At 61.7% G+C, this 20,686-nt stretch carries 17 protein-coding genes; 12 read left to right on the forward strand and 5 right to left on the reverse strand.

Features of this window, described 5'->3' with window-relative positions; all coding sequences use genetic code 11:
- Nucleotides 1-70: 70 nt before the first annotated feature.
- The 7 genes from ribH to AC07W4_RS10040 all read left to right on the forward strand — a co-directional run bounded on the left by ribH (nucleotide 71) and on the right by AC07W4_RS10040 (nucleotide 4,585).
- Nucleotides 71-547, forward strand: a complete 477-nt coding sequence (gene ribH, locus AC07W4_RS10010) for a 6,7-dimethyl-8-ribityllumazine synthase (RefSeq protein ID WP_003228649.1) — start codon at nucleotides 71-73, stop codon at nucleotides 545-547.
- Nucleotides 544-1,044, forward strand: a complete 501-nt coding sequence (gene nusB / locus AC07W4_RS10015; RefSeq protein WP_008053839.1) for a transcription antitermination factor NusB — start codon at nucleotides 544-546, stop codon at nucleotides 1,042-1,044. Before ribH ends, nusB begins: the two co-directional genes overlap by 4 nt.
- 18 nt (nucleotides 1,045-1,062) lie before the next feature.
- Nucleotides 1,063-2,028 (forward strand): thiamine-phosphate kinase, encoded by a 966-nt coding sequence (gene thiL, locus AC07W4_RS10020; protein ID WP_495032298.1) that lies wholly within the window; start codon nucleotides 1,063-1,065, stop codon nucleotides 2,026-2,028.
- Nucleotides 2,025-2,528 (forward strand): phosphatidylglycerophosphatase A family protein, encoded by a 504-nt coding sequence (locus tag AC07W4_RS10025; protein WP_007970166.1) that lies wholly within the window; start codon nucleotides 2,025-2,027, stop codon nucleotides 2,526-2,528. Before thiL ends, AC07W4_RS10025 begins: the two co-directional genes overlap by 4 nt.
- Before the next feature lie 223 nt (nucleotides 2,529-2,751).
- Nucleotides 2,752-3,369, forward strand: coding sequence for a GTP cyclohydrolase II (gene ribA, locus AC07W4_RS10030; RefSeq protein WP_008053837.1), 618 nt, complete (start codon nucleotides 2,752-2,754; stop codon nucleotides 3,367-3,369).
- Nucleotides 3,366-3,785, forward strand: coding sequence for an MFS transporter (locus tag AC07W4_RS10035; protein WP_495032299.1), 420 nt, complete (start codon nucleotides 3,366-3,368; stop codon nucleotides 3,783-3,785). Before ribA ends, AC07W4_RS10035 begins: the two co-directional genes overlap by 4 nt.
- Nucleotides 3,785-4,585: a cobalamin-binding protein gene (locus AC07W4_RS10040; RefSeq protein WP_495032300.1), complete on the forward strand. Its 801-nt coding sequence runs from the start codon at nucleotides 3,785-3,787 to the stop codon at nucleotides 4,583-4,585. The genes AC07W4_RS10035 and AC07W4_RS10040 overlap by 1 nt, the downstream gene beginning before the upstream one ends.
- Before the next feature lie 108 nt (nucleotides 4,586-4,693).
- Here AC07W4_RS10040 and AC07W4_RS10045 read toward each other — a convergent pair whose 3' ends face one another.
- From AC07W4_RS10045 to AC07W4_RS10065, 5 genes are all read right to left on the reverse strand, one after another.
- Nucleotides 4,694-6,553, reverse strand: coding sequence for a TonB-dependent receptor domain-containing protein (locus AC07W4_RS10045; RefSeq protein ID WP_495032301.1), 1,860 nt, complete (start codon nucleotides 6,551-6,553; stop codon nucleotides 4,694-4,696).
- A 140-nt stretch (nucleotides 6,554-6,693) separates the two neighbouring features.
- Complete coding sequence (dxs, locus tag AC07W4_RS10050) at nucleotides 6,694-8,592, reverse strand: 1-deoxy-D-xylulose-5-phosphate synthase (protein WP_495032302.1); 1,899 nt, start codon at nucleotides 8,590-8,592, stop codon at nucleotides 6,694-6,696.
- Nucleotides 8,593-8,683: 91 nt separating this feature from the next.
- Nucleotides 8,684-9,571, reverse strand: coding sequence for a polyprenyl synthetase family protein (locus AC07W4_RS10055; RefSeq protein ID WP_489353554.1), 888 nt, complete (start codon nucleotides 9,569-9,571; stop codon nucleotides 8,684-8,686).
- Nucleotides 9,568-9,810, reverse strand: a complete 243-nt coding sequence (locus AC07W4_RS10060; protein ID WP_007970180.1) for an exodeoxyribonuclease VII small subunit — start codon at nucleotides 9,808-9,810, stop codon at nucleotides 9,568-9,570. Before AC07W4_RS10060 ends, AC07W4_RS10055 begins: the two co-directional genes overlap by 4 nt.
- Before the next feature lie 90 nt (nucleotides 9,811-9,900).
- Nucleotides 9,901-11,052, reverse strand: coding sequence for a Fic family protein (locus AC07W4_RS10065; RefSeq protein ID WP_495032303.1), 1,152 nt, complete (start codon nucleotides 11,050-11,052; stop codon nucleotides 9,901-9,903).
- Nucleotides 11,053-11,329: 277 nt separating this feature from the next.
- Between AC07W4_RS10065 and AC07W4_RS10070 the strand changes: the two genes are divergently transcribed.
- From AC07W4_RS10070 to AC07W4_RS10090, 5 genes are read left to right on the forward strand one after another with little or no spacing between them, the layout of a single operon-like run.
- On the forward strand, nucleotides 11,330-12,121 hold the full coding sequence (locus tag AC07W4_RS10070; protein WP_495032304.1) for a YfaP family protein: 792 nt from the start codon (nucleotides 11,330-11,332) through the stop codon (nucleotides 12,119-12,121).
- 39 nt (nucleotides 12,122-12,160) lie between these two features.
- Nucleotides 12,161-13,873: a DUF2138 domain-containing protein gene (locus AC07W4_RS10075; protein ID WP_495032305.1), complete on the forward strand. Its 1,713-nt coding sequence runs from the start codon at nucleotides 12,161-12,163 to the stop codon at nucleotides 13,871-13,873.
- Nucleotides 13,870-14,508 carry a DUF1175 domain-containing protein gene (locus AC07W4_RS10080; RefSeq protein ID WP_495032306.1) on the forward strand — a complete coding sequence of 213 codons (639 nt, stop codon included), beginning with the start codon at nucleotides 13,870-13,872 and terminating at the stop codon, nucleotides 14,506-14,508. Before AC07W4_RS10075 ends, AC07W4_RS10080 begins: the two co-directional genes overlap by 4 nt.
- Nucleotides 14,505-19,064: an alpha-2-macroglobulin family protein gene (locus AC07W4_RS10085; protein WP_495032307.1), complete on the forward strand. Its 4,560-nt coding sequence runs from the start codon at nucleotides 14,505-14,507 to the stop codon at nucleotides 19,062-19,064. Before AC07W4_RS10080 ends, AC07W4_RS10085 begins: the two co-directional genes overlap by 4 nt.
- On the forward strand, nucleotides 19,042-20,685 hold the full coding sequence (locus AC07W4_RS10090; protein WP_495032308.1) for a DUF2300 domain-containing protein: 1,644 nt from the start codon (nucleotides 19,042-19,044) through the stop codon (nucleotides 20,683-20,685). The genes AC07W4_RS10085 and AC07W4_RS10090 overlap by 23 nt, the downstream gene beginning before the upstream one ends.
- Nucleotide 20,686 lies beyond the last annotated feature (1 nt).

Raw genomic sequence — 20,686 nt, forward strand, 5'->3', positions numbered from 1 at the left:
GAATTCGCGGTTCAAATATCACCGAGGGACGCGTACGAGACGCGTCCCGGCTCTTTAAGAGATCTATCGAATGACCCTGAAGACCATCGAAGGTACCTTCATCGCCCCTAAAGGCCGCTACGCTCTGGTAGTGGGCCGTTTCAACAGCTTCGTCGTTGAAAGCCTGGTCAGCGGTGCAGTTGATGCCCTGGTTCGCCACGGCGTGAGCGAAAGCGACATCACCATCATCCGCGCACCTGGCGCCTTCGAAATTCCGCTGGTTGCGCAGAAAGTCGCCCAGAAAGGCGAGTTCGCGGCAATCATCGCCCTGGGCGCGGTCATTCGTGGCGGCACTCCGCACTTCGAATACGTGGCTGGCGAATGCACCAAGGGCCTGGCCCAGGTGTCCATGGAGTTCGGCGTTCCTGTCGCTTTCGGCGTCCTGACCGTTGATTCCATCGAACAAGCCATCGAACGTTCCGGCACCAAGGCCGGCAACAAAGGTGCTGAAGCTGCCCTGTCCGCTCTGGAAATGGTCAGCCTGCTGGCGCAGTTGGAGGCCAAGTGATTAGCGACGAAAGCGATCGTTTCAACCCGCGCGATCCAAAGCCTGCGGATGCCGGCAAGCCATCGAAAAGCGTCAAGCGTCGCGAAGCCCGTCAGCTCGCGACCCAGGCGCTGTACCAATGGCACATGGCCAAGCAATCGCTGAACGAGATCGAAGCGCAGTTCCGGGTCGATAACGATTTCACCGATGTCGACGGCGCCTACTTCCGCGAGATCCTGCACGGGGTTCCGCAGTTCAAGACCGAAATCGACACCGCGCTCACGCCATGCCTGGATTTGACCATCGAAGAGCTGGACCCGGTTGAACTGGCGGTTCTGCGCCTGTCCACCTGGGAACTGCTCAAGCGCGTCGACGTGCCGTACCGCGTTGTGATCAACGAAGGTATCGAACTGGCCAAGGTCTTCGGTTCCACCGACGGCCACAAGTTCGTCAACGGTGTGCTCGACAAGCTGGCCCCGCGTCTGCGTGAAGCTGAAGTCAAGGCGTTCAAGCGCTGATCGGCGCTTGCAACTGCTATGGGTGAGTTTGAACTGATCCGTAACTTCTTCGCCGCTGCGCCTTGTGCGCAGGGCGGCGAAGGCGTTGCCCTCGGGATTGGCGATGACTGCGCCTTGCTAGCTGTTCCTCCCGGGGAGCAGTTGGCGATTTCTACCGATACGTTGGTGGCCGGCGTGCATTTCGCCGATCCCTGCGATCCGTTTCTGCTCGGTCAGCGCTCGCTGGCCGTAGCCGTCAGCGACCTGGCCGCCATGGGCGCCACTCCGGTTGCCTTTACCCTTGCCCTGACCTTGCCGACGGTGACCGCCGATTGGCTGCAAGCCTATGCCCGCGGTTTGAACCAGATGGCGCAAAGTTGCGGCGTGGCGCTGGTGGGTGGCGACACGACCCGCGGGCCGCTGAGCCTGACCATGACCGTGTTCGGGCGAGTACCGGCCGGTCTGGCGCTGACCCGCAGCGGTGCGCAACCGGGCGACCTGCTGTGTGTCGGCGGCAACCTGGGCAATGCCGCCGGTGCCTTGCCCTTGGTGCTCGGCCAGCGCACAGCGCAAGCGAGCATTGCCGAGCCGTTGCTGGCGCATTACTGGTCGCCGCAACCGCAGCTCGGTTTGGGTCAGGCGCTACAGGGCAAGGCTACTTCGGCAATGGATATTTCTGACGGACTGCTCGCTGATTGCGGGCATATCGCGCTGGCTTCGAAGGTCGGTATCGAAGTCGAGCGGGATCGTTTACCGCTGTCGCAGAGCCTGGTCGACTTTCTCGGTCAATCGGACGCACAGGTTGCGGCCCTGAGCGGCGGCGACGATTACGTCCTGGTTTTCACCTTACCGTCCGTCGAGTTGCCGCTATTGCTGGGCGATGGCTGGCCGATCCATGTAATCGGGCAGGTGGTGACGGGGCAGGGCGTGAGGCTGCTGGACGCCGATGGCAAAGACATCACCCCGCAAACCCGGGGTTATCAACATTTTCGGGAGTCACCGTGACAGATCATCCCAAACAGGTCCCGGCGGAGTTCGTACCGCCGTCGGTCTGGCGTAATCCATGGCATTTCCTGGCGTTCGGCTTCGGCTCGGGCACCTTGCCAAAGGCGCCCGGCACTTGGGGGTCGTTGGTTGCGCTGCCCTTTATTCCGTTGTGGCAAATGCTGCCCGACTGGGGTTACTGGCTGATGCTGGGCATCACCATGCTGTTCGGCTTCTGGCTGTGCGGCAAAGTGGCCGACGATTTGCGGGTACACGACCATGAAGGCATCGTCTGGGACGAAATGGTCGGGATGTGGATAACCCTGTGGCTGGTGCCGGAAGGCTGGCAGTGGTTGCTGGCGGGTTTCCTGATGTTCCGCTTCTTCGACATTCTCAAGCCATGGCCGATTCGCTGGATTGACCGGCACGTACATGGCGGCGTCGGCATCATGCTCGATGATGTCCTGGCCGGGGTGTTCGCCTGGTTGGCGATGCAGGGGCTGGTGTGGTTTTTCGCCTGATCGAGGGGGGCCGGGCGTTAATCGGGAGAACGGTTAATCGGGGGAGGCACGGGTGGCGGTGACGAGTGGCAAGGTGAAGACAGTTGCTCCCACATTGATTGTGGCGGCGTGTATCAAACATTTTGATGGTTATCGCCGATAATTCAGCCTAAGCGTCCTCCGGAACCTGCTGTTACAATGCCGGCTCTGCGAATCTTCAGACTTTTAGATCAGGAGCACACCGGTGCCTGTCGTTTTTGTCGCCGCTTCCAAGCTGCCAACGCCTTTTGCGCAATTCACCATGCATGGCTTTCTCGATGAAGCCACCGGCCGCGAGCACGTTGTGCTGAGCCTGGGTGAATTCGACGACGGTGCCCCGGTACTCGGCCGGTTGCACTCCGAATGCCTGACGGGCGATGCCCTGTTCAGCCAGCGTTGCGACTGCGGCTCGCAACTGGAGGCCGCCTTGCAGGCCATCGCCCGTGAAGGTCGTGGCGTCTTGCTCTACCTGCGCCAGGAAGGCCGGGGCATTGGCCTGCTGAACAAGATCCGCGCCTATGAGCTGCAGGACGGTGGCGCCGATACCGTCGAAGCCAACGAGCGCCTGGGCTTTGCCGCCGACCAGCGTGACTACGCCATGTGCCTGCCGATGCTGGAGCACCTGGGCGTGAAGTCCCTGCGCCTGATGACCAACAACCCGCGCAAGGTCAAGGCTTTGACCGACATGGGTATCGTGGTCGCCGAGCGCGTGCCGCTGCACACCGGCCACAACCCGCATAACCGACTCTACCTGGCGACCAAGGCCAGCAAGCTAGACCACATGATGGGCAATGAGCATCAGGGCGAGGTAGACCGGGCGTGACCCGCGGTCAGGTGCGGCGGCGACTGTCGGTCAACTGGTGGCAATACCTGGCACTGGCCCTGTTGCCGCTGATTGTGATCAACGCGCTGTTCGGCCAGAGCGAAGCCATTCTGCCGGTGCTGGCGATGCCGTTGTTCATCGCCGGAGTCGCCTCGATGTTTGTCAGCCTGAAATTTTTCGGCGCCTACAAACACGCGCTGATCGCCACCCAGAAAGCCCTCGATACCCCTGAAGAACCTGCCGCCTGGGTCAGTCTGGCGGCCAAGCGGCGCACGGCATTCCTGGCCGCCGGACTGCCGGCCTGGATCGGTGCCCTGGCGGTGTTCGTCGGTCTCGAAGCCGTGCCGCTGATGCTGCTGGCACTGTCGACCGCGGTGCTGTTCTACCTCTACCGTATTCCGCGTCAACTCGGTTGATGCGCGCGCGCTGGCTGGCGGTGTTGCTGCTGGCCGCCAGCGGCTCGGCATTCGCGGTCGAGCGGGTTGTCAGCCTGGCACCATCGCTCTCTGAAATCGTCGTTGAACTGGGCTCCGCCGACCTCCTGGTCGGTGTGCTGGACGCCGGTGAGCGACCTGCCGAACTCAAGGGCCTGCCCTCCGTTGGCCGCTATGGCCAGCTGGACATGGAGCGCCTGCTCAGCCTGAAACCCGATCTGTTGCTGCTATGGCCCGGCAGCGTCGGCCCGGCCCAGCGTGACCAGCTCAAGCGACTGAATATTCCCACCTACATCGCCGAACCCCACAGCCTGGACCAGCTCGCCGCACAGATCGAGACCATTGCCGCTCAGCTCGGTCGGCCTGAACGCGGAATTTCGTTGGCCACCGATTTACGCCAGCGGCTGGATGAATTGCGCTTGCGCTATCGGCGCGATCAGCCACTAGGGGTGTTCTATCAGGTGTGGGATCGACCGCTGTACACGGTGGGTGGCGAGCAGATCATCAGTGATGCGCTGGAGGTCTGCGGTGCGCAAAACGTGTTTGCCGACCTGAAACTGCCGGCACCTCAGGTGAGCGTGGAGGCGGTGTTGCAGCGTAATCCCGAGGTGATTCTGGCCAGCGAACAGGCGCAGCTCGATGCGTGGAAAGCCTGGCCGCAGGTGGCTGCGGTAACACAAGGGCAATTGCGCCTGGTCACGGACAAGGGGCTGGAGCGGCCGAGTGGGCAGATGATCGAGGCGACTGCAAAGCTTTGTCATTTGATTGCGCCCGACCGCTGAGACCGAGTTGACTGTTTCGCGAGCAAGCCCGCTCCCACAGGATCGCGCAAAACCTGTGGGAGCGGGCTTGCCCGCGAAGAGGTCGGCCCAGACAGTACAAGGTCCGGATCAGATCTCCGGCGTCCACGTCACCCCGAACATCCACGCCCGACCTTCCTCGCGATACCCATACTGGCTACCTTGGTAGCTGTACAACGCCCGGCTGTAACCCTTGTCCAGCAGGTTATCGACCTTCAGTTGCAGCCTGATTTCATGATTGAGCTCCCAGCTGCTGCGCAGTCCCAACAAGGCATAGCCGCCAAGCGGCTGTTGATTGTTCAAGTCGTCATAACTGCTGCTGACCGCTTGCCAACTGGCGCCGAGGCCCAGGCGATCGAATTGCCGGTCCAGATCCCAGCTCAAGGTGCGCCGCGCACGACGGGCCAGGGTATGGCCAGTGTCGCGATCCCGCGGGTCGATGATCGCCACGCCAAGGTTGCTCTGCCAGCCGAACAACTCCTGCTTCAATGCCGCTTCAAAACCGTTGATCCGCGCCGAGGCAACGTTCTCCGGGCGCGAGTTGCTGCCGAAGATGATCGCGTCTTCGAGGTCCGTCCGGTAGAGCGAAGCCTCCAGGCGACTGTCCTCGGTCAGTTGGCTGCGCCACTGCAGTTCATAGCTTTTCGAGGTTTCAGGCTTCAGGTCCGGGTTGCTGAAGTCCGGGTAATACAGATCGTTGAACGTCGGCGCGCGGAAGCCTTCGCTGTAGGTCAGCAGCACTTCGTTGTCCGGGTTCAGCGGCAGGGTGAAGGTGCCGCTCCAGGTGTTCTGGCTGCCGAACTGCTGGTTATCGTCGTGGCGCAGGCCCAACTCCGTGGAGAAACTGTCCGCCTGAAAACGATGCTGGATAAACGCGGCGCGGTTCCAACGGCTGTCTTCGTCATACGCCGTGCTGCTGTTGATCCGGTCTTCATACCAGTCGCCGCCCAGCAGCAGGCTATTGCGCTCGTTTAGCGTCAGGTCGTTTTGCCAGGTCACCGAGTCGCGATACGTGTTGAACACCGTGCGTTCATCGCTGAGCTTGTCGAGGGGCTCCTCGCGGTTTTCGCTGTGGCCGAAATCAATGCGGGTTTTCCACAGGTCGTTGACCCGTGCATCGACATAGCTGCTGACGCTACTGACATCGAAGTTGCTGTAGGGCTGTTGCTGGACCGACGCGAACGGGCTGTCGAACTCGCTCTTGCCACGGTTATCCAGCACGTTGGCGCCGATCTCGACGTCATCGCCCAGGGCATGGCTCAAGCTCAGGCTGAACGACTGGTTGCGATACTCGTCATGGTCGCCGTCGCTGGGGTGTGACTGGTGGGTGCGATTGATCCCGGCGCTGTCGTCGAGGCTGGCGCCGAGGTTGAAGCGGGTTCGCTCATCCCCACCGGACAGGCCAAGGCTGTGCTCCCAGGTCTGGTTGCTGCCAAAACCCGTGTGCAAACGCGGTTGCAGGCCTTGTTCGCTACCACGGCGAGTGAAGATCTGGATCACCCCGCCAATCGCATCGCTGCCATAAATCACCGAGCGGGAGCCGCGCAGCACTTCCACGCGCTCGACTTGCTCGATATTGATGTGTTGCAGATTGCTGTCGCCGGAGGTCGAGCTGCCGATGCGCTGGCCGTCCACCAACACCAGGCTCTGGGCCGACTGGGTACCGCGGATGTATACACCCGGAAGGCTGCCGCGCCCACCCGTTTGCGAAACCTGCACACCCGGTACCCGACGTAGCAGATCGGTAACGCTGTCGGGTTGCAGGCGATCGATGTCCTCGCGGGTGAACACCGTGTTGGCGGCGCTGCTGTCGTTGCGCGCTTCGACCTGGCGGTTGGCGCTGATCAATACGTCGGGCAGCTTCAATGCCTGGTCGCGTTCGAAGGTGTCGGCAAGCAGCTGGCCAGCCGGCAGCAGAGCCAGCGTCAGGGCGAGGGGGGAGAGTTTCATTGGTAGTCCGTTGGTGCTTCGTGGCGCACACAAATCAAATGTGGGAGCGGGCTTGCTCGCGAAGGCGGAGTGTCAGTCAACTTTCCAGTTGAATGATCCGACGCTTTCGCGAGCAAGCCCGCTCCCACAGGGTTTTGCGTTTAGATGTTGAGCAGTTGCAAGCGCTCGCGAATGGACGCTTCGATTCCCGCCTCATCCAGGCCACACTCGGCCAGCATTTGCGCAGGCTTGGCGTGTTCGACGTAAATGTCCGGCAAGCCCAGGTGCAGCATCGACTTGAGGATGTTTTCACGGGCGAGGAATTCGCTGACCGCACCACCGGCGCCGCCCATGATCGCGTTTTCTTCGACGGTCACCAGCAGATCGTGGCTGCTGGCGATTTCGCGAACCAGTGCTTCATCCAGCGGCTTGACGAAACGCATGTCGACCACCGTCGCGTCCAGCGTTTCGGCGACTTTCAGGGCTTCGGCCAGTTGCACGCCGAATACCAGCAGGGCGACTTTGCTGCCCTGGCGGCGGACTATGCCTTTGCCGATCTCGATCGGTTCGAGGTCTTTCTCGATGGTCGCGTTCGGACCGTTGCCGCGCGGGTAACGCACCGCCGCCGGGCCTTCGTACAGGTGGCCGGTGGTGAGCATCTTGCGCAGCTCGTTTTCATCGCTCGGGGTCATCACCAGCATGCCGGGAATGCAGCGCAGGAACGACAAATCGAAGCTGCCGGCGTGGGTCGGGCCGTCTTCGCCCACCAGGCCTGCACGGTCGATGGCGAACAGCACGTCGAGATTCTGCACCGCCACATCGTGGACAAGCTGGTCGTAGCCGCGCTGCAGGAAGGTCGAATAGATGGCCACCACGGGTTTGGCACCTTCGCAGGCCATGCCAGCCGCGAGGGTGACGGCGTGCTGCTCGGCAATGGCCACGTCGAAGTAACGCAGCGGGAAACGTTCGCTGAAGGCAACCAGATCCGAGCCTTCCTTCATCGCCGGGGTAATCCCGACCAGGCGCGGATCAGCCGTCGCCATGTCGCACAGCCATTCGCCGAACACACCGGAGTACTTCGGCCCGCTGGCCTTCTTCGGCGCGGCGGCCGGAGCGTCCAGCGGTTCGAGTTTGGTGATGGCGTGGTAACCGATCGGGTCGACTTCCGCCGGAGCGAAGCCTTTGCCTTTCTTGGTGACGACGTGCAGGAACTGCGGACCTTTCAGGTCGCGCATGTTGCGCAGGGTGCCGATCAGGGTCGGCAGGTCGTGGCCATCGATCGGGCCGATGTAGTTCCAGCCCAATTCTTCGAACAGCGTGCCGGGAACCAGCATGCCTTTGGCATATTCTTCGGTCCGGCGCGCGATTTCCCAGGCGCCGGGCAGGCGCGACAGCACTTTTTTGCTGCCTTCGCGCATGCTCGCGTAGGTGCGGCTGGAAAGGATCTTCGCCAGGTAGTTCGACAAGCCACCGACGTTGCGCGAGATCGACATGTCGTTGTCGTTGAGGATCACCAGCATGTTGGCGTCCACTTCCGGCGCATGGTTCAGCGCCTCGAACGCCATGCCCGCGGTCAGCGCGCCGTCGCCGATCACCGCGATCGCCTTGCGCTCGCTGTTTTGCAGGCGGGCGGCAATCGCCATGCCCAGCGCTGCACTGATCGAGGTGCTGGAGTGGCCGACGCCAAAGGTGTCGTACTCGCTCTCGGAGCGGCGCGGGAACGCAGCGACGCCGTCCTTCTGGCGCAGGGTTTCCATGCGCTCGCGACGACCGGTGAGGATCTTGTGTGGATAAGCCTGATGACCCACGTCCCACACCAGCCGGTCGTCCGGGGTGTCGAAGACGTAATGCAGCGCGATGGTCAGCTCGATCACGCCCAGGCCGGCACCGAAATGCCCACCGGTCTGGCCGACCGTGTAGAGCAATTCCAGGCGCAACTCATCGGCCAGGGTTTCCAGCTCGGCTTCGCCTAACCGGCGCAGGCCGTCCGGCGTGTTAGCGCGGTCGAGCAGGGGCGTGGTCGGGCGCTTGCGGGGAATCTCATGAAACGTCGTGGGCATCAGGCGAATCGTTATAGGTATAAAAGATGCGGCAGTTTACCTGATGCATCGCCCCCTGCCCACGCGTTGGGCTTTTTTGGCGCAATCGCCTTCAGCTGCGGCGATCGACGATATACCGGGCCAGATCACGCAAGGGCTCGGCCGCCGCGTCAAACGGTCGCAGCGCGTGCAGGGCCTGGTCGCGCAGCTCCAGGGCATAGGCCTTGGCGGCGTCGAGTCCGAGCAGGGCCGGGTAGGTCGGCTTGTCCCGGGCAATGTCGGCGCCCTGGCGTTTGCCGAGGGTTTCGGTATCGCTTTCGACGTCGAGAATGTCGTCCTGCACCTGGAATGCCAGGCCGATGGCCTGTGCATAAGTCTGCAGGGACTTGAGTTCGTCTTTCTCGGCACGGCCGCTGGCCAGGGCACCGAGCTTGACGCTGACCTCGATCAACGCGCCGGTCTTGTGCCGGTGCATGTACTCCAGGGCTTTCTGGTCAAGCTTCAGACCGACCGAGCCGAGGTCGATGGCCTGACCGCCGACCATGCCTGCCGGGCCTGCCGCCAGCGCCAAGGCACTGACCATCTGCAGGTGGATCTCGGCGTCCAATGTGCTCAGGCGTGGGTCGAGCAGGGCGCTGAAGGCCAGACTCTGCAAACCGTCGCCGGCGAGGATTGCGCAGGCTTCATCGAATTTCTTGTGGGTGGTGGGCTGGCCGCGACGCAGATCGTCATCGTCCATCGCCGGCAAATCGTCATGTACCAGCGAATAGGCGTGGATCAGCTCCACCGCACAGGCTGCGCCGTTGGCTTGCTCGGCCTTGCCGCCCAACGCTTCGCACGCGGCGTAGGCCAACAGTGGGCGCACGCGTTTGCCGCCATTCATCACGCTGTAGCGCATGGCTTCATACAGCCGCGCCAGCTCCGGGCTCGGTGCCGTGAACAGGGTTTCCAGGGCCGCATTGACGCGGGCCTGGCTGCTTGCCGAGTACGCTGCAATCATTCTGGCTGATCCGCGTCGAAGGGTTCCTCAGCCAACTCGCCATCACGCTCGAGCAGCACCTGAACCTTTTGCTCGGCCTGGGCCAGCGCCGCCTGGCAATCGCGGGTCAGACCGATGCCTTGCTCGAAAGCGGCCAGCGAGTCTTCCAGCGACAATTCGCCATTCTCCAGACGCTCCACCAGCGTTTGCAGGTCGGCGAGGGACTGTTCGAAATCCAGTGCAGCTTTTTTGCGGGCCATGGCGGCGATTTCCGGTTGACGTTAAACCGGCGCGACACTAGCAGATAGGGGGGGCATGGGCAAATGAGCGGGGTGGTTGGTGCAAGGGTTTCAGTGCTCAGGATGCGCTTGATCGGGATATTTGATCTGGTAGCGAGTACTGCGCCCGCCACCCGGCAGGCGTTGCAGGCAATCCTTATCCAGCAGTTCCGCCAGATGCCGGGTCGCGGTCGCTTTGGAGACTTTCGCCACGGCCTGATACTGCGCCGCACTGATCCCGCCTTCGAATCCACGCTCCCCTCCGTCCAGCAAACGATTCAGTACTTTGGTCTGCTCGGTCGACAGCTCGGACTCCCGGTGCGCCTGCCAGAAGCGCGCTTTGCCCAGCACGGATTCGATCCGTGCCATGGCTTGTTGCAAGCTGCGCAATAGAGTTTGCAGGAACCATTCGAGCCAAACCGTAATGTCCGTGTTGGATTTCTGGCAGGTTTCCAGCACCCGGTAATAGCCAGATCGATCCTCGAGAATACTCGCCGACATGGCATAAAAACGGATCGCCTGAGCCTCGCCTTGAGCCAATGCAAGGTCGGTGATCGTCCTGGTCAGGCGACCGTTGCCGTCGTCAAACGGATGGAGTGTGACAAACCAGAAGTGTGCGATGCCAGCTCGCAGCACAGGGTCGGGCCCGGACTGATTTCGGCTGGTTTCAAACCATTCGAGGAAGGCATCGAGTTGGCGCTCAAGGCCCAGGCGAGGCGGTGCTTCGAAGTGCACGGTCGGTCTGTCGAGACGACCGGAAACCACTTGCATTGGATCATCGCCGCGCAAAGCACCTACACGAATGCTTTGCGCGGCCAAGCCAATTTCCTGTTCTGGAAACAGCCACTCATGCCAATCCAGCAATCGTTCAAGTGTCAGCGGCTCGGCGAAATGCCGGGTAGCATCGAGCATTAATTGCGCGAGCCCTTCACTGCGCTTGCTGACGTTGTCGCCATCATTGAGTTCCAACCCCAATCGCCGCGCCAATGAAGAACGAACTGAACCGACATTCAGCTGTTCGCCTTCAATCGCCGACGAGGTGACGATGTTCTGCAGCAATGCATCCAGTTCACTTTGCGCGCTCAGCGAACTGCCCACGGAACTGGCCATGCCCATTAGCCGGCCTTGTCCTTGAACGCACTCGCGTAACAAAGGCGCCAGGCGTTCGGCATTCCAGGTGAACCCCGGCCAATCAGGCTGCTGCCATATCCATTGAGGTGTCATGAACTTGATGCTCTAAGTGGGGTGAGCCGATTGGAAAGGATATTCGGCTCACATAATGAGCCGAATATGGCGCGTATTCGGCTCACCGTCCACCCGTTACCGTGATTCCCACCGCAATTTCGGAGCCATCCGATTGTTAAAAAACACCCGAATGGCTAACCTTTGCGCCATCTACGACCCAATAGTCACGGGTCTTTCAGACGAAACGCAGTATCGACATCTGCAATGCGCCCAGGATCAGGCGCAAGTTTTCGTCATGCATGGCAGGAGGCGTCGCATGCGCTCATTTCTTTTGCTGCTGATCGGGCTGGTTTTCGCGCCTGTGATTCTGGCCGCGCCGAATGCCGAGTTGTCGGAACCGGTGGGCGGCTGGCGTTACAACGGTCTGCTGGACCGTAGCGAATACCCGCAAGTCGCCTATCCCACGCCACCCATCGACCGGGGTGTGCAGCGCAATCGCACGATGATCGAAGGTCGGCTCAAGGCGATCGGCACCCAGCGCGGGCCGCACACCTTGGCGGTCAACGGCAATCCGCTGAATCTCTATACCGACGAGCAAGGGCGTTTCGCCCGGCCCTATGCGTTTGGCGCCGGTTCCAACAGCGTCGAAGTGCGCAGCGCCGAAGGTCAGTCCCTCAAGCGTGTTCAATTCTATGAAGCCAACAACCTGCGCACCCCGGCGCGGATTCGCGTGGTACTGGGTTGGGACGATCCGAAAGCCGAACTCGACCTGCATATTGTCACGCCAGATGGCCAGCATGCCTTCTGGGCGCACTCGGCCTTGACCAATGGCGGCGGCCTCGACCCTGACGGCGTCGATGGCCCGGGTCCGGAAATGTTCACCATGACCGCACCGCAGCGTGGCACTTATCTGGTTTACGTGAACTATTGGGGCAACTTCGGCAGCGGCGGCTATAACTTCGATGAGTCCGGCAACCAGAACGAGGTGATTACCTCGCAGATCAACCTGGTGCTCAACGAAAACACCGTCGATGAAAAACGCGAGACGTTCATCGTGCCCCTGCGCGCAATCGGCGACCTGCTGCTGGTCAAGACTTTCAACTACTAAGCATCCCCGCTCCACGGATGAACATCGGGTTTTGTGAACATGAGTGATAGCACTGTTACTCCGGCCGCTGGCGCACCAGCGGCCAAACCTTCCTTGCATTGGCCGACGCTGCTGATCGGAATATGCCTGGTCATTGGCGTGGCCGGTGGGTTGGGGTGGTTCATGCACAAGCCCAGGGCCCCGGCGCCTGTGTTGGCCAGTGACAAACTGGGCATGAGCCGCCCCGATGGCCTGCTGGAAACTCATTCCCTGAGCCAGTTGCCCAAGGACTTGCTGGCGGTGCCGTTCCTCAAGGAAACCCTGACCGAAGATTTCGTCTTCTATTACGAAACCCACGTCGACCGCCTGGGGTTGATCGGCAGCTTGCGGCGGATCATTTACGAACATGACCTGAAACTGCAGGACACCTTGATCGAGCAACTGTTCGATCAGCCTGCCGACGTAGCGTTGTGGCGCGGGGCGGATGGGCGGCTCAAGGATTTCCTGCTGGTGATGGATCGCGGCGGGTTGGCCAAGGTGCTGGAACCGCTGGCCAAAGTGGCGCTGGACGACTCGCAGTTGAGCAAAGTCGCTGACGTGAAAGTCGGTGCCGACGACGTGGCGTTCTATCAACTCAGTTACAACGCGAGCAAGGCGCTGCTGTTCGCGTCCCATGGCGACAAACTGGTGGTGCTGTCCAACCCGGCGAAACTCTACGATCCGCAGAGCGGTGCAACGGAGGAGCCGGGCAGCGTGTCGACCACGGCCATTGCCGCGTTGCTCAATGGCGACAAACTGTTCCCCGAAGCCTTCGGCCTGCCGCCGCGCGCGCCGGAGGTGAAACAACGTCTGTCGGTCAATGCCAGTGTGTTGGCCATGGGGTATCAGCGCTTCATTCCAAATTTCGCCGGTCTGCGTTTCGACATGGACGACAAGGGCTGGCACAGCTTCCTGGCCATGGATGAACTGGAGAATCAGCCGGACTTCGATTTCAAACCGATCTGGCAAGCCATGCCCATGGGCGCCAGCGCTTGCGTGGCGTTGCCGCTGGCTGCCGAACAACAGACACCGCTGCTGGTGAAACTCGGTGCGCAGGAGAAGGTGGCCCAGACGCTGACCGAACAAATGGCCGGCGCGGCGGGGCTTTGCTGGTATGCCGATTCGCGGTTGTACACACCCTTGCTGGTGGCCAGCCTCAACGATGACGACAGCGGCAAACTCGATGGGGATTTGGGCAGCCTGTTCGGCTCGATGGTCGGTGCCTACGAGAGCAATGTCGAAGTAGGCGCATTCCCGGTGGTGGAAAAACAGGAAGGCCAGAGCCATCAGTGGCAACGCCAGGTCAGCTCCAGTTTCGGTCCTTATGCGGCCAAGGAAGCTGAAGCCCCCGATGCCATTACCGGTAAGGCGTTCATGAAAGTCAGTCTGGCGCGGCATGGTTCAACCTTGCTGTTTTCCCTCGACGACAAACTCGTGGACAAGGCCCTCGGTACCCTCGACAAACGCTTCCCGCCGATGGCCGACGTGGTACCGAAAGACCTGCTGATGCCGGTCTATTTCGGTCCGGACTCGATGGCGCAACTGATGCAGCAGGAAACCCTCGACAGTCTGCCCCAGGACATGGAACCGGTGTTCTACAACGCAGCACAAACCTACCTGATCCCGAAACTGCGCAAGCTCGGCGGCTACGGCAAATATGCCCTGACATTGCCCGAAGGCAGCGAGCCCGACGGCCACTGGCAGTGGCTGCCACTGGAGTGGAAAGCCCTGTGACGGCATTGATCCGCAGTCTCGGCCTGTTGGCGTTGTTGCTGAGCACCGGTGCCCGGGCTGTCGAGACACCGCCGCTCGACCCGCAGCAATCCCAGGTGTTCCGCGCCTGGTTCGTGCGCATCGCCCAGGAACAATTGAGCCAGGGCCCGAGCCCGCGCTGGTATCAGCAGGATTGCGCCGGACTGGTGCGCTTCGCCGCTAACGAAGCGCTGAAAGTCCATGACGACAAATGGCTGCGCAGCAATGGCCTGTCCAATCGTTACCTGCCGCCGGAGCTGCCGTTGAGTGATGACCAGCGCGGTCTTGCCCAGCAATGGCAGCAGGGCGGCGGCAAGGTCGGGCCGTACGTCAATGCGATCAAATTGATCCAGTTCAACAGCCATCTGGTCAGCCGCGATGTGTCTCAAGCACGCCCCGGCGACCTGATGTTTTTCGATCAGGGTGACGACCAGCACCTGATGATCTGGATGGGCCGCTACATCGCCTATCACACCGGCACCACCACACCCACCGACAACGGCATGCGTTCGGCAAGCCTGCAGCAACTCATGACATGGAAGGACACCCGATGGATACCCGATGCAGCCAACCCCAACTTCATCGGCGTCTATCGACTGAATTTTCTCTCCCAATGACCGGTGCCCGCATGCTGCGTTATCTGTCCCTGATGTTGGTATTGGTATTGCCATTCTCAGCTGTTCACGCCGAAGACAGCGTTCCATCCAGCGGCTATACGCCAGTGGCCGGCGAGAGTTTTTTCCTGCTGGCCGACAGCAGCTTTGCCAGCGATGAACAGGCGATGGTGCGACTCGAAGCGCCGGGCCGCGACTATCGCCGGTTTCGCATGGAACCCTACGGCGGCGCCGACATTCGGGTGTATCGCATCGACAAACCGCTGGATTTCCTCAAGCGCCAGAAGAACCTGCATCGAGTGGTCAGCGATGGCCAGTTCAAGGGTGAAGGCCTGTCCAATACCCTCGCTTATCTGTGGGACAACTGGTATCGCAAGTCCCGTCGGGTGATGCAGCGGGCGTTTTCCTACGAGTCGCGTAAACAAGTCACCGAGGAAGTGCCGGAACTGAAGATGGGCAATGCGATGGCCGCGCCAACGCCCTACGATGCACAGCCGCAATTCGCGCTGATACCGGGTCTGCCGGTGGTCAGCCAGTTCCGTTATCCGTTGTGGCAGGCCAAGCCGATACAGCCACCTGCCGGGGTGAACCTGGCCGGGTCTTCCAGTGAATTCGTCAGTGTCGCGCCGGGCAACGTGTACATCCCGTTGGGCAATCTCAAACCGGGTCTTTATCTGGTGGAAGCGCTGATCGGCAAGTACCGCGCGACCACCATGGTGTTCGTCTCCAACACCGTGGCGGTGAGCAAGATCGCCGGTGACGAATTGCTGGTGTGGGCCGCGCGCAAACACGAAGGCAGCTCGGTGCCGAAGGTCAATGTGCTGTGGACCGATGGCCTCGGCGTGATGAGCAGCGGCGCCACCGATACCGACGGCTTGCTGCGCCTGAAACACGTCAGCCCCGAGCGTTCGTTCGTGATCGGCGAGGACGAAGAGGGTGGGGTGTTCGTCTCCGAGAATTTCTACTACGACAGCGAAATCTACGACACCAAGCTCTATGCCTTCACCGACCGGCCGCTGTATCGGCCGGGGGATTGGGTGTCGCTGAAAATCGTCGGGCGGGAGTTCAAGAATGCCCGGGACTCGGTGCAGCCAAGTGCGGCCGACGTCAATGTGACCGTGCTGGATGCGACCGGCACGGCGCTGCAATCCCTCGATCTGAAGCTTGACTCCAAGGCTGGCACCCAGGGCCGATTCCAGTTGCCCGATAACGCCGTGGCCGGTGGTTATGAACTGCGTTTCAACTACAAGGATCAGGCCTACAGCAGCGCCTTTCGCGTCGCTGATTACATCAAGCCGCACTTCGAGATTTCGCTCAATCTGGCCAAGCAGGATTACCGTACTGGCGAACCGGTCAAGGGCAACCTGGTGCTGCTGTACCCGGACGGAAAACCGGTGGCCAATGCCAAATTGAGCCTGAGTCTGCGCGCCCAACAGCTATCGATGGTCGACAACGAACTGCAATACCTCGGACAATTTCCGGTGGAGCTGACCAGCACCGAATTGACCACCGACGCCAAGGGCAACGCGTCCCTCGACTTGCCGGCAGCGGACAAACCGAGTCGCTACATGCTCACGGTGTTTGCCAGCGACGGCGCGGCGTATCGGGTCAAGACCACCAAGGAAATCCTCATCGACCGTGGCGCGGCGAACTTCCGCTTGAGCGCACCTCAGCGCTTCAGCGCGGTGGGCGACAAGGTTGCGTTCAGCTACACCCGCGAAGGCGAGCAGGCGCAGGCTGTTACACCGGGCAGCTACGGCTGGGTACGACTGGAAGACCAGAGCACCGGCGAAGGCAAACTCACGGCAACCGACAAAAGCTTCACGCTGGCCTTTGACCGACCGGGCACCTACAACCTGACACTCAAGGATGACCACGGTCGCGTGGTTGGCGCCACCGGGCATTCGGTCACCGGCGACGGTGTCAAAGCCGTACCCGGCACCGTGGAAATCGTCCTCGACAAGCCCGAGTACATCGCAGGCGATGAAGCGCTGGCACTGATCACCTTCCCCGAGCCAGTGAGCGATGCGCTGCTGTCTCTGGAGCGGGACAAGGTCGAAGCCACTGCGTTGCTGTCCAAGGGCGGCGAGTGGCTGAAGATGGAAAAACTCAGCGATACCCAATACCGGGCGCGCATCCCGGTGAAGGACGGTTTCGCGCCGAACCTGACCTTCTCGGTGCTGTACACCAAGGGTGGCCAGTACAGTTTCCAGAACGCCGGCATCAAGGTGGTCACGCCACAGATCGACGTGGCCATCACCACGGATAAGGAAACCTATCAGCCGGGAGAAACCGTCTCGGTGGACCTGACCACCCGGTTCGCCGGCAAAGCGATTCCCGCACACCTGACGGTCAGCGTGGTCGATGAAATGGTCTACGCCCTGCAACCGGAAGTCGCGCCGAGCATCGACCAGTTCTTCTATCACCCACGTCGCAACAACGTGCGCACCAGTGCCAGTTTGTCGTTCATCAGTTATGACGTTGCCTTGCCGGGCAGCCCCGGTGCACCGGGCAAAGCCAATCGCAGTGAGCGCGGCGTGAAAGTGCTGGAGCGGCCGCGTCGCGAGGATGTCGACACGGCTGCCTGGCAACCTGAATTGCTGACTGATGCCAACGGCAAAACCCGCTTCACCTTCAAGATGCCCGACTCCCTGACCCGCTGGCGTATCACCGCCAGGGCCATCGCCGATGACGGTCAGGTCGGGCAGAAGAAGCAATTCGTACGCTCGGAAAAACCGCTGTACCTGAAGTGGAGCGGTCCGACCCGATTCCGCGCCGGCGACAAGCCGGAGCTCGGTGTGTTCGCTTTCAGCCAGGCCGAGAAACCGGTCAAGGCCGAACTGGTGACCCGTTACGCCGGCAACGAACAGCGTGTGCCCGTGACCCTGAACAGCGGCATCAACTACATCCCGTTGCCGCCCTTTGAACTGGCCAATGGCGAGTGGAGCGCCGAACTGGTGCAGGATGGCAAAACCGCTGACGCCCTGGCGGTGCGCCTGAGCGCGACCGGTGAAGGCTGGCAGGTGATTCAAACCCAGAGTCTTGATGCGGGTGAGGGCGATACGCCGCTGATGCTGCCGGCAGATGCCAGTGATATCCGCCTGCGTCTGGACGACAGTCCGCAAGCGTTGTTCCGTTCTGCCCTCGACGATCTGTTGAGCTACCCCTACGGTGGCGTCGAGCAGACCGCCAGCGGCCTGCTGCCGTTGAGCATCGCCTACCCGACGTTGGCGGCGAATCCGCAGGTCCGCGATCGCCTGCGCCTGATCATGCAAAACAGCCGCTTGCGCCTGGTTCAAATGGCCGGCCCTTCGGCGAGCTTCACTTGGTGGGGCATGGACGGCGAACCGGATGCCTTCCTCACCGCCTACGCCTATTACGCCGACTGGCATGCCAGCCAGGTATTGGAACTGAGCCTGCCGCCGGAGCATTGGCAGCGGGTGCTGGAGGTCTACGCCAAGCAGGCGAAGAACACGCCGCTGTTGCAGCGGGCACTGATCCTGTCGTTCGCCAAACAGATGCAGTTGCCGGTCAACACCTTGCTCAGTGGCTTGATGGACGACCTGGCGAAAGCGGGCGAGGGCACCGCCGCGAATCTGATGGAAGACGGCGAAGACAGCCTGGTCATGAGCGATCCGGATTCCGCCTTGGGGCTGGCGGCCGCACGGGTGCTGACGGCATCGCTGGCAAGGCAGGCGAAGGTCGCTTTGCCGGACGCGTTCAATCGGCAACTGGCCGACGCGCAGCAACGTCTGGCGGTCAGTTCCCAGCCGATTGCCGAAGCGCTGAACCTGTCGCTGCAACCCTTCGATCAGGCTCACGCCCAGGCCTTGCTGCAACGTCTGTTGCCACAGCAATCGACCCTGGAACGTGCGTTAGCGCTCACCTGGCTGCAACGCAGTATCGAGCAGGCATCGCCCACCATTGCATTGGCCCCGGGTGAAGGCTGGAAGAAGCAGTACGGGGTTTCTGGTGAGATGTATTGGACGTGGCAGGGGCCTGCACCAGTGCCGACGGTATTGACGCTGGCCGGGGTGCAAGAGCGTCCGCTGCGCGCTGCATTGAGCTACCGCAGCCAACAGCCGGCGGTCGATCCGATGGCCGTGACCATCACCCGTCGCCTGTCGCGACTGGTGCCGGGGGATGAGGCTTTCACTTTCAAACTCGAAGCGGTCGGCAACGCGCCGCTGTCCAGCGACAACCTCTATCTTGACGAAGTGATTGTCACCAGCAAAGCCGCCAAACCGCTGCGCTATGGCCTGCTGGAAGTGCCGCTGCCGCCGGGCGCCGATGTCGAGCGTACGACCTGGGGCATCAAGCTCATGGGCAAGGCTGGCACCGAACCGACATCGCTGGAGAAGGCGCGATTCGAACCGGGGCAAATGGCTTATGCCGTTCCGGTCGATGCATTGAGTGGCGAATTGCGCCTGCGGCATCTGGTGCGTTTCTCGCAGAAGGGGCAGTTCAACTTGCCGCCGGTGCGTTTCACTCAGGTTTATGCGCCGCAGCATCAGGCGTTGGAACAAAAGGCAGCCCTTGGCCAGGTCACGGTTCACTGACGTGCACAGGCTGCTGATAGCTGGGTTGCTGTGTTTGATCCCTGTGCTGGCAACGGCGCAGGACGAACCTTTGCGCCTGGCCTTCAAGGGCGACTTGTTGTCGCTCGGCCGAACGCAGGTGATTGCCCGCGAGTCGTTGCCGCCGACTTTGCAGACGCCACTGGGCAGTGTGTGGAAGTTGTTCGTCTACGCCTGGCTGGTGGACACCGGCGCGCGTGAGCCGGCTTATGAATGCCGCGGGCAGTCGAAAGAAGAGGTGTATTGCTGCACGGCGGGCGGCAGGGTCGAGCGTGATCAGGCCTTGGTGAAATCATGCGGTCTGTATTTCGAACCTGCGCGGTTGGGCATCGCAGATGCCGACTGGCGAGCCTATTGGCAGACGCGGCAGGCGCCGCAATGGTTGCTCGATTTGCCTTCGTTGCAACCGGCTACCCGGGTTTCGGTAGCAGAACTGTTGAAGGTGTTGGCCGTGCTGCCGGCGCAGGCTCAAGCCCGACGTGTGTTGCTCGATGTGGTGCTCAATGCCGCCGATGGCCATGTCGTCGGCGAACTCGGCAGCCGCCTGCGGGTGAAGACCTGGAGCTGGCTGGCGGATCAGGATGCAACATCGCGTCAGGGCGGGTTTGCCGGTTGGACGGCGGACGGTATACCGGTCTGGGCCGGCGGGCGCGGCACCAGTCAACGGGTTCTTCGAGATTACGCGCAGGCACTGTCTACCGTGATTCCTGTTGCATGGCCTGCGGATGCAGGGCGGTGCGTAGAAGTCGACCTGTTCTCCCGCTATCCACTTCGGCGCGTGCTGTCAGGAGGCACCGCAGTGACTTCCGGGGCATTGCAGGGTGACTACCGCGTTGAATTCGCCAACGGCAATGGGCTGGATATTCATGGCGACGGCGAACTGTTTCTGCTGAACGACAAGCTTGTCGCCCGGCTGGATCGCGAAGAGTACGTTGCCCGCGTTCTCCAGCGCGAAGCCACTGCCGAACCGGTCGAGGCCGCCAAAGCCCTGGCCGTGGCCATCCGCACCTATCTGCTGCAAAACGCTACGCGCAGCGGTGAATGCCTGAGCATCGACGACAGCAGCAGCCGTCAGCGGGTCGCACCGCGACCGGCGTCGTCCGGGGCGCGCGACATCGCCGCGTGGACCAGCGACCTGGTGCTGGCTGGAAGTACCGTTACTTACCATTCCGATCAACCCGGCCCGGACAGGCTGTCCTGGCAGCAAGCCGTCGAACAGGCCCGTGCCGGCCAGCGCTACGACGCCATCCTGCTGCACGCCTACCCACGCGCCAGTCTCAGTCGCTGGGACAACCCGGTCGCGTCCTGCGAAGCGTTGCCCGCCGCGCAAGACTGGCTGCAGAAACAACGGCGCGGCTGGCGTGCGCGGTTGGAAGGCGAGGTCGGCTACAACGAAGTCAGCACCTTCGCCGTCTGCCGCCTGGCCTTCGGCCGTCCCTATGTCGACCGCGAACGCCAGCGCATCTACGTGCGTGGCGCGCAGACACTGCAAGACCGCCTCGACCTGACCCACGAATACCTGCACCTGGCCTTCGAAGCACACCCCAACGGCCAGGATGAAACCTACATCGAAGGGCTCGCCCGCCACCTCTTGCTGGAATAGT

Source organism: Pseudomonas sp. GW821-FHT02A08, from assembly GCF_059422045.1.